Source organism: Mesorhizobium sp. M8A.F.Ca.ET.021.01.1.1 (genome assembly GCF_003998025.1).
Taxonomy (GTDB): domain Bacteria; phylum Pseudomonadota; class Alphaproteobacteria; order Rhizobiales; family Rhizobiaceae; genus Mesorhizobium.
Genome location: NZ_RZSJ01000235.1, coordinates 1 through 8694, shown reverse-complemented (window position 1 = coordinate 8694; position 8694 = coordinate 1). Strand labels below are relative to the sequence as shown.

The window sequence follows — 8694 nt, the reverse complement described above, 5'->3', positions numbered from 1 at the left end:
CGTCAACACCGATTTCGTCGCGGCGGTCAAGTTTTCCAACCTGTGGGAAGGCAAGGCGCATTTGCTCGACAAATCGGGCCATGCGCCGTTCTGGGATTCGCCCGACCGCTTCAACCCTGTCTTCGCTCGTTTCCTGGCGAGCGTCGATCAGGCATAAGTCGTCGGGATCCTGGGGAGGCAATGACTCGGCCCTGGTGTCAGAGGGCACGAAACCGACTTCGGTTTCGAAGTGATGGCGCAAGCAATCGCCAATGTGCAATGTGTCGACGTTTGCGCCGGTGGCTCGCCTGTGATCCAAGGCGCACTGGATGCGGGTCACCCTGCAGTTGGAGCGCTGAATGACCCTAATCACACGCCGCAGGCTTTTGAAAACCGCCGCCATCGCTGGCGCGAGCGGTGTCGGGCTTGCCGCGGTCGGCAGGATTGGCGGCTCGGCCGCGGCCACGCCCGAGCCGGTGGTGCTGCGGACGGCAAAAATCCAGGCCAAGCTGATGGATGTTGGCCCGACCAGGGATGTACTGACCTATGGCAACGCTGGAATGCCGCCGGTGCTGAGGATGAAGAAGGGCGAGCCCTTCGCCGCCCGCCTGATCAACGCCATCGACGATCCGACGACAATCCACTGGCACGGCATTCGCCTGCCGAACAAGATGGATGGCGTGCCCTTCCTGGTGCAGCCTTACGTCTACACCGGCGATCATTTCGACTACGCCTTTACCCCGCCCGATGCCGGCACCTTCTGGTATCACCCGCATTGCAATACGCTGGAGCAGATGGGGCGCGGCCTGACTGGCGTGATCGTGGTCGAAAACCCGAACGATCCGAAATTCGACGCCGAATTTGTCCTCAATCTGCGCGATTGGCGCCTTGGCGACGACGGCCAGTTCATCGACCAGTTCCGGCCGCGCGATGCGGCGAGAACCGGCACCTACGGCACGGTGCGCACCGCGAACTGGCTCGACCAGCCGCAATATGACGCGCCGGCCGGCGGGTTGGTGCGGCTCAGGCTGGCGATCACTGATGTGACCCGGATCTATGCTTTCCGCGTCGACGGCGCCGAGGCCGATGTCATCGCGCTGGACGGCAATCCGGTGCCGCTGCGCTTTTCGCCCGATGCCTTGCTGCTGGGGCCGGGCCAACGCATGGAACTCGCCATCCGCATGCCCGACGAAGAGGGCGCGATCGTCAGCTTGCGAGACGTCAGGGGCACCAAGCCCAAGGTGCTCGCGACGTTGCGCGCGACGGGCAGTTCGCTGAAGCGGGATGTTCGCGATCTCGCACCGCTGGAGGTCAATCCGGTGGCCGAGGTCGATCTCACCGCTGCCCGGCATATTTCGCTGACGCTCAGCGCCACGGCGGAGAACGTCCCGAGCGACGGCATATGCGGCTCGCTCGGCTACAGTTTCTGGGCGATCAACAAAGTGCCGTGGCCGGGCGATACATCCGATCCGACCGCGCCTTTGGCCGAATTGAAGCTCGGCAAGAGTTACATCATCGACATGGAGAACCTGACGCCGCAATCGCATCCGATGCATCTGCACGGCATGAGCTTCAAGGTGCTGTCGTCGTCGACGCGCGCGGTTCAGCCGCTGATTTCCGACACCTACCTCATCCAGCCCAATGAGAAGGTGAGCCTTGGTTTCGTCGCCGACAATCCCGGCGACTGGCTGCTGCACTGCCACATCATCGAGCACCAGAAATCAGGCATGACGAGCTACGTCAGGGTGGTTTGAAGCCAGGCCATCGAAGGCCGCGTTGTCCGCGCCCTACTTGCGCAGTTGTGCCTCGATCTCGTCGAGCACCTTGTCCTTGCCGATGCCGGTGAGGAAGGCGAGGCCCTTGATCACCGGCTTGGTCACCGAAGCCGAGATCGGCGTGGTGGCGACGATGAAGTCGACGCTGTCGGCCAGCCCCGGCACTTCGGTCGCCTTGGCCTGCTGCGCGTTGAAGGTAAGACCGCGCTTCTTCATCGCTTCGGTGACGGCGACGTTGACCGCCGTCGAGGTGGCGATCCCTGTACCGCAGGCAAAGAGAATGGTTTTCTGTTTGGACATTTGCTGCTCCTCCTTGGTTATCAGCCGAGCACGGCACGCACGTCGTCGAGGTTGCTGGCCGACCTCAAGCCGTCCAATGCCTGCGGGTTCTGGATGGTCTCCATGACGGATTGCAGCGCTTCAATCTGCTTATCCCTGTCATTGATGGCAAGCAGGAAGACGAAGCCGACCGGCAACTTCTCGTCGGGATCTTCCATGTTGGCGAAGGTCACCGGTTTTCTCAGCGTGCCCATTGCGATGCCGGGCTTCAGCACATGCTCGGGATCGGTGTGCGGCACCGCGACATTGTCGGCGCGCTCCAGCGGCAGCCCTGTCGGGATGGTCATTTCGCGGCGCACGACCGCGTCGGCATAGGAGCTTTTGACATAGCCAAGCGCCTCGAGCCGCCCGGCGAGGATGCGGATGATCTCCTCATTGGTCGAGGCATCGGATCCGAGCACGATCGCCTCGGGATCCAGAAGCTGCATGAGGCCGTCGGACATGTCTTGCTCCGTCGATGAATCGTGCGCCCGGGGAGGGCGCACGATCGTTTCAGATTGAAGCCGCCAAGGCTCAGGCGGTGTGTTCGGCCGGCTCGTCCTCGGCGCCTGCCGCCCGCTCCCAGCCGAGCGTATTGCGCCGGTAGAGCACGAACAGCGCTGCGATGACCACCGCGATGATGATGATGCCGATAAGGCCAAGCCCCTGGATCGCCTCGATGATCACGTAGGGCACCCACAGGAAGCCGTCGACCACCGAGGTGATCTGCAGCGCATCCGCCGGCAGCTTGAAGCCCGATGCGACGGCGGCACTGGTGAACAGCGGCGCCAGCGCGTTGGCGACATAGAAGCCGATCGCCAAGGTCACCGTGCCGATCACCACCATGCGGAACACATTGCCTTTGACCAGCGGCGCGGTCATGGCGACGATGAACGGGATGACCGCCAGGTCGGCGAACAGGATGACGCGGTTGCCGGGCAGGATCACCGACAGGATGATCGCGATCGGCACCAGGATCAGCGACGACGAGATCGCCGCGGGATGGCCGATCAGGATCGCCGAATCGAGGCCGACCAGAAGCTCGCGGTCGCCGGTGCGCTTGCGCACGAATTCCTGCGCCGCGTCGGAAACCGGAAGCAGGCCTTCCATCAGGATCTTCACCATGCGCGGCAGAAGCAGCATCACCGCGGCCAGCGTCATGCCGGTGCCCAGCACCTTGGCCAGGACCACACTGAGATCGCCCGCATTGTAGAAGGCGATGGCGCCGAGCACGAGGCCGATGATGAGGCCGAGCACGACCGGTTCGCCGAACACGCCGAAGCGGCGCTCGATGGTTTCGGTGTTGATGTTGATGCGGTTGATGCCGGGAATACGGTCCATGATCCAGTTCAGGATGATGGCGATCGGCAGGATCTGCGCCGAGGCGAGATGCGGCACCGAAATGCCGGGAACGCCGTAGAACTGCTGCACCGCGCGCGCCGACCAGTCGGCGAAAAGCAGCGAAAGCGCCGCGACGAGCGCCGCGATCGCAATGCCGTAGGCCAGATTGTCGGTGGCGGCCACGACAAGCGAGCCGACGAAGGCAAAGTGCCAGAAATTCCAGACGTCGACATTGAGCGTGCGCGTCATGCGCGTCAGCAACAGCACGATGTTGACCAGGATGCCGACCGGGATGACCCAAAGCCCGACCGATGAGCCGAAGGCGATCGCGGCCGCCGAGGGCCAGCCGACATCGATAATGTCGCGATGGATGCCGGTGTTGGTGACGATGGCCTTGGCCACGTCGCCGATCGACGTGAACATCAGGCCAAGCACGAGGTTGATACCGATGAAGGCGACGCCGATGGTGACGGCGGCGCGAAAGGCCTTGCTGACCTTGGCGCCCAAAACCACGGCGATGATGAAAATGACGATCGGCAGCAGGATTGTCGCGCCGAGCGTGTCGATGGCCCCCTTGAGGCCAGCGAGTAGAGTATCCATTCTTCCTCCCCTGGAGCCACGGGCTCTGCCCGAGGATGCTCCGTTGTCTCGTCCACGCCTTTGCCGCCTTGGCGCAAAGGCCTCCCCAAATCTAACGAGAGGCGAAATGCTCGTCCGAGCGGTGTTTCGGAGTGAACATTTGCCTTTGTTAGCAAACGAATGTTTTATTGTGGCTGTTCACGACAATGTCAATTGGCAACCCTTTGGGCCAATAATTCGCGGCGAATGCGCCGTTTCCCGGCGATTCCATTGGAAATCGCCGGCCGCGAGCGGTTTCATTGGCACAGCGGACCCGTCCCTGCTAATCCGGCCTCGAATCAAGAAGCTGTGGACATCCCTGCATGACCAATGTCGCCTTGACGGGACTTGCCAGCGATCTCGCCAGACGCGCCGCCGAGGGCCGCCCCGTGCGCATCGGCGTCATCGGCTCCGGCGAAATGGGCACCGACCTCGTCACGCAAGGCATGCTGATGCCGGGCATTGCGGTTTGCGCCGTTTCGACTCGCCGCCCGCACACCGCGCGCGATGCCATCCGCATCGCCTATGGTGACGAGGCGATGGCGGTCGAAGCCGATGCCGCTTCGAAAGTCACTGCTGCGATCGAGGCGGGAAAAATAGCCATCACCTCGAACGAGATGCTGGTCACCAATCCACTGATCGACGTCGTTATCGACGCCACGGGAAAGCCCGGCGTTGCCGCCGATTTCGACCTGATGGCGATGGAGCATGGCAAGCATCTGGTGATGATGAATGTCGAAGCCGACGTCACCATCGGCTGCTATCTCAAACAGCAGGCCGACCGGCTTGGCGTCGTCTATTCGGTCGGCGCCGGCGATGAGCCGTCGAGTTGCATGGAACTGATCGAATTCGCCTCCGCCCTCGGCCTGACCATCGTCTCGGCCGGCAAGGGCAAGAACAACCCGCTCAACCATGATGCGGTGCCCGATGACTATCGCGAGGAAGCGATCCGTCGCAACATGAACCCGCGCATGCTGGTCGAGTTCATCGACGGCTCCAAGACCATGGTCGAGATGTGCGCCATCGCCAACGCCACCGGGCTGGTGCCCGACGTGCCCGGCATGCATGGTCCCAAGGCCGACCGCGACGACCTCGTCAAGGTGCTGATCCCGCGCGAGGACGGTGGCCTCCTGCTGAAGAAGGGCGTCGTCGACTACACCATCGGCAAGGGTGTGGCGCCCGGCGTCTTCGTCATCGTCGAGGCGACGCATCCGCGCATCATCGAACGCATGGACGACCTGCATATCGGCCACGGCCCTTATTACAGCCTGTTCCGGCCTTACCATTTGACGTCGCTCGAAGTGCCGCTCACCGCCGCCCGCATCGTGCTGTTCGGCAAACCGGACATGGTGCCGCTGCCGCGGCCGGTTGCCGAGGTCTGCGCCGTTGCCAAGCGCGATCTCGCCGTCGGCGAGACCTTCGATGCGATCGGCGAAACTTGCTATCGCTCCTGGACGATGACCGTTCGCGAAGCCCGCGCTCAGCGCGCCGTCCCGGTCGGCCTGCTCGAGGGCGGCAAGGTGCTGAAACCAGTCAGGAAAGGTGATCTGCTGACGGCCGACAATGCCGCGCCCGACCAGACGACCAGGCTGTTTGCGCTGCGCCGTCTGCAGGATGAAATGCTCTACGGAAGCTAGCCTCGCATTGCCGGGAAAGCGGTAACCGCAACTTCGTCATCCTGGGGCGAAGCAAGGAGCGTAGCGACGCGGCGCAGACCCAGGATCCATGCCGTGATTTAGAGGCGTTGCAGCGGTGGCAGAATTTTGCTCCGCTGCGCCCTTCCATTGAGCTCCCGGCATGGATCCTAGGGTCTCCGCGACGGAGCTTCGCTCCTGCTTCGCCCTAGGATGACGACGTTAGGAACTACCGCTCAGGCTTCTATTCTGTCAAAATCATAGCGTCGAGGACCCAGATGAAACTCTACATCAGAAATCCGCGCGCACGCGAATTGGCGAGACGGCTTGCAGACTTGCGCAATACGTCGATGGCCAAGGCGGTCTTCAAAGCGCTTGAATCCGAACTGCAGCGAAAGCAACTCTCGCTCGCCAAAAGGCTTGCCATCATAGCTCACGATCTTAGAGCCAAGGCAGGAGCGGGTGGCCGAACTATGGATAAGGACGAGATCAGCGACATGTGGGGATATTCCTGACACACCCCGAGCTGTCCCCGCTTATTTCCCCAGTTCGATCGACCTTAGCCGCGCCGCTTCCACCGCGTCGGTGAGCAACTTGGTCAGCCGGTCCTCGCCCATCAGCACGCCAAGCGCGGCCGCCGTCGTGCCGTTGGGGCTGGTCACCTGCTGGCGCAGCACACCCGGGTCCTCACTGCTTTCCGCTGCAAGCGACGCGGCGCCGTAGACGGTCTGCATGGCAAGCAGCCTGGCGGTCGCCGCCGGCAAGCCGGCCTTCTCGGCGGCCACGGTCAGCGCTTCTATGAAATGGAATATGTAGGCCGGACCCGATCCGGACACGGCGGTCACCGCATCCATCAGGCTCTCGTCATCGATGGTAGCCACTTCGCCGCTGGCCGAAAGCAGGTCGGCGACGAAACGCCTGGCGTCGTCGGAAACCAGGGGATTGGAAAACACCACCATCATGCCCTTGCCGATGGCAGCCGGCGTGTTGGGCATGCAGCGCACGATCGGCGCGCGGTTGCCGAGGATTTGCTCGAAGGTGGCCGACGGCGTTCCGGCGGCAATGCTGACGAAAGTGGTGCGGCCGTCGCCGAAGCGCTTGTAGGCGGCGGTGACGTCACGGATCACCTGCGGCTTCACCGCGATAATGACGAGTTCAGGCACGGCATCCGTCGGAATGGCTTCGGCTTCCGCCGCGGTGCCGCAGCCGAGTGCGGCGGCCCGATTGCGCAGGTCCGCGTTGGGCTCGACCACGAAAACCGCTGAGGGTGCGAGCTTGCCGGACTTCAGCCAGCCCGAGAGCATGGCGTAACCCATATTGCCGCAGCCGGCGAGAACAAGCCTGATCGTCATCGAGAGCCCTCCGAGGAAAGGCCATGACATAGACGCTCGCGGATCGGTGGGGAAGCCCTCTCAGGACCGCTGGACGGGCGTGCGCACCGCGATCGGCCGCAGCGACACTTGCCTGAGACCCAGCACGCCGAGCACGAAGAACAGCCAGACCGGATCGCCGCGATGAAAGAAGAAGCTCTCGAGGAAGGCGTTGAGCGCGGTGAACAGCACCACCATCATGAAGAAGTCGCCGAGAAAGATGTTTTCCTTGCGCTGCGGAATGCGCATGTAGTCGCGCAGCGGTGCGATGAGGAAAGTGTAGACCGCCACGCAAAGGGCAGGGATGCCCATCAGCACGGCAATGTCGAGATAGCCGTCATGGCCGTGCACGATGGTCCTGATGTCCCAGGGGCGATCGAAGGGCTGGTCCTGGCTGAACAGCAGCGGCGTGCCCCAGAAGCTCTCATAGCCGTAGCCGGTCCACGGCTTCTTCGCCAGCATCGAGCCGGCGAACTCCCACAATGTGGTGCGGCCGGTGTAGGTCATGTCGGGAAAATAGATCGCCGCCAGATGTTTGATCGGCGGCAGGAAGACGATGCCCAGCGTGCCGACCGCCGTGGCGATTATCGCCAGCGCAAACAGGATCGGCGTGCCGAGCCGCATGCCTATCAGGCTCGGAAACATCACGATCAGGATCGAGAACGGCACCAGCCCGGCGGTGGTCTTGGAGCCGGTGTGCAGCATGAAGATCATCGCCGCGCAGAAGATGCCAGCGCCCCACCAGCGCTGACCGCGCCGATAGAGATAAAGGCCGGCGAAACTGAAGCAGGCCATGATCGGTCCGGCGATGTTCTTGTGGGTGAACACGCCGCGCCACAGGCCGGCATGTTCGGGCTCTTGCGAGTCGGCCGTGTGCATCGCCTCGTGTGGAAAGACGATGAGGCCGAGATAGGATAGGCCCATCACCGCGACGGCGGTGAAGATGATGACTCTCGAGAAGGACTCGGCGTCACGCGGCAGCGCCAGGATCGTCGCCATCGTCAGGATGCCGATCATGGTGAAGGACGCCGCGCGCATGGCCGAGGGCGGATCGGTTGCCAGCACCACCGACAGGAAGAAGAAACCCAGCATCAGAATCCAGGATGGGCTGAGCAGCGAGCGCACGACGCGCGGGTCGGCGAAGGCCATCAAGGCAAAGACCGAAACCGCGCCGAGTGAGCCGAAGCCGAGCTGATTGACGATGTCGCCGCCTTCGCCGGTGAGTTCGGCGCCGGCCGGCTGGAACGGGCGGAAGGACACCATGATGACGGTGAACAGCAGCGCCGCGATCGCGGTCGCCACGCCCTCGCGCGTGAACGCGGCGCCGAGCGGCGCGCGCTCAGTTTTTCTCAGGCTGGCGGTATTGCTCATTGGCATATCCGAATTCGGCCAGCACGCGGCCGAGCGCCACATGGACGGGGTAGATGGCGATCGCCGGCGATCCGGTGCGCGCCAGCCGCATCATGCCGCGAAGCGGCGAGACGGCAAGGAGCGCCAGGCTCTTGGCGAACACTTTGGCACCTGCGAAGGGCGTGCCGGCGCGCTTCTTCTTTTCCACCAGCGTCGAGATGACACCGTTGCGCAGGCTGCGGGCACGGATCCAGTCGGTCTGGACGCGCCGGGCCGGAACGGTCTCCCGCACCTTGGCCTCGGCGCACC

8 protein-coding genes and 1 pseudogene are annotated in these 8694 nt (G+C 63.3%); 3 read left to right on the top strand and 6 right to left on the bottom strand.

Annotated features, from left to right (window positions below; translation table 11 throughout):
* Positions 1-338 precede the first annotated feature (338 nt).
* Positions 339-1733, top strand: a complete 1395-nt coding sequence (locus EOA36_RS18845; RefSeq protein ID WP_127278919.1) for a multicopper oxidase family protein — start codon at positions 339-341, stop codon at positions 1731-1733.
* A gap of 33 nt (positions 1734-1766) precedes the next feature.
* Here the strand turns inward: EOA36_RS18845 and EOA36_RS18840 are convergent, their stop codons facing one another.
* The 3 genes from EOA36_RS18840 to EOA36_RS18830 all read right to left on the bottom strand — a co-directional run bounded on the left by EOA36_RS18840 (position 1767) and on the right by EOA36_RS18830 (position 4013).
* Positions 1767-2054 carry a PTS sugar transporter subunit IIB gene (locus EOA36_RS18840; protein ID WP_127278918.1) on the bottom strand — a complete coding sequence of 96 codons (288 nt, stop codon included), beginning with the start codon at positions 2052-2054 and terminating at the stop codon, positions 1767-1769.
* A gap of 20 nt (positions 2055-2074) precedes the next feature.
* Positions 2075-2536, bottom strand: coding sequence for a PTS sugar transporter subunit IIA (locus EOA36_RS18835; RefSeq protein WP_127278917.1), 462 nt, complete (start codon positions 2534-2536; stop codon positions 2075-2077).
* A gap of 70 nt (positions 2537-2606) precedes the next feature.
* Positions 2607-4013, bottom strand: a complete 1407-nt coding sequence (locus EOA36_RS18830) for a PTS transporter subunit IIC (RefSeq protein ID WP_127278916.1) — start codon at positions 4011-4013, stop codon at positions 2607-2609.
* 341 nt (positions 4014-4354) lie between these two features.
* Between EOA36_RS18830 and EOA36_RS18825 the strand changes: the two genes are divergently transcribed.
* Positions 4355-5668 (top strand): NAD(P)H-dependent oxidoreductase, encoded by a 1314-nt coding sequence (locus EOA36_RS18825; RefSeq protein ID WP_127278915.1) that lies wholly within the window; start codon positions 4355-4357, stop codon positions 5666-5668.
* 275 nt (positions 5669-5943) lie between these two features.
* Positions 5944-6180 (top strand): type II toxin-antitoxin system VapB family antitoxin, encoded by a 237-nt coding sequence (locus EOA36_RS18820; protein ID WP_127278914.1) that lies wholly within the window; start codon positions 5944-5946, stop codon positions 6178-6180.
* Between the two features lie 21 nt (positions 6181-6201).
* On the opposite strand, the gene proC is transcribed toward EOA36_RS18820, so the two are convergent.
* The 3 genes and pseudogenes from proC to EOA36_RS18805 all read right to left on the bottom strand — a co-directional run.
* Positions 6202-7017, bottom strand: coding sequence for a pyrroline-5-carboxylate reductase (gene proC, locus EOA36_RS18815; protein WP_127278913.1), 816 nt, complete (start codon positions 7015-7017; stop codon positions 6202-6204).
* A 60-nt stretch (positions 7018-7077) separates the two neighbouring features.
* Positions 7078-8406, bottom strand: a complete 1329-nt coding sequence (locus EOA36_RS18810) for an O-antigen ligase (protein WP_127278912.1) — start codon at positions 8404-8406, stop codon at positions 7078-7080.
* Positions 8375-8694 (bottom strand): annotated as a pseudogene (locus EOA36_RS18805) (glycosyltransferase family 2 protein); the annotation flags it as partial. The pseudogene EOA36_RS18805 and the gene EOA36_RS18810, both read right to left, overlap by 32 nt.

Excerpts from the sequence above, each read along its gene's own strand:
- EOA36_RS18845 (WP_127278919.1), top strand. The coding sequence starts at position 339 with ATGACCCTAATCACACGCCGCAGGCTTTTGAAAACCGCCGCCATCGCT.
- EOA36_RS18840 (WP_127278918.1), bottom strand. The coding sequence starts at position 2,054 with ATGTCCAAACAGAAAACCATTCTCTTTGCCTGCGGTACAGGGATCGCC.
- EOA36_RS18835 (WP_127278917.1), bottom strand. The coding sequence starts at position 2,536 with ATGTCCGACGGCCTCATGCAGCTTCTGGATCCCGAGGCGATCGTGCTC.
- EOA36_RS18830 (WP_127278916.1), bottom strand. The coding sequence starts at position 4,013 with ATGGATACTCTACTCGCTGGCCTCAAGGGGGCCATCGACACGCTCGGC.
- EOA36_RS18825 (WP_127278915.1), top strand. The coding sequence starts at position 4,355 with ATGACCAATGTCGCCTTGACGGGACTTGCCAGCGATCTCGCCAGACGC.
- EOA36_RS18820 (WP_127278914.1), top strand. The coding sequence starts at position 5,944 with ATGAAACTCTACATCAGAAATCCGCGCGCACGCGAATTGGCGAGACGG.
- proC (WP_127278913.1), bottom strand. The coding sequence starts at position 7,017 with ATGACGATCAGGCTTGTTCTCGCCGGCTGCGGCAATATGGGTTACGCC.
- EOA36_RS18810 (WP_127278912.1), bottom strand. The coding sequence starts at position 8,406 with ATGAGCAATACCGCCAGCCTGAGAAAAACTGAGCGCGCGCCGCTCGGC.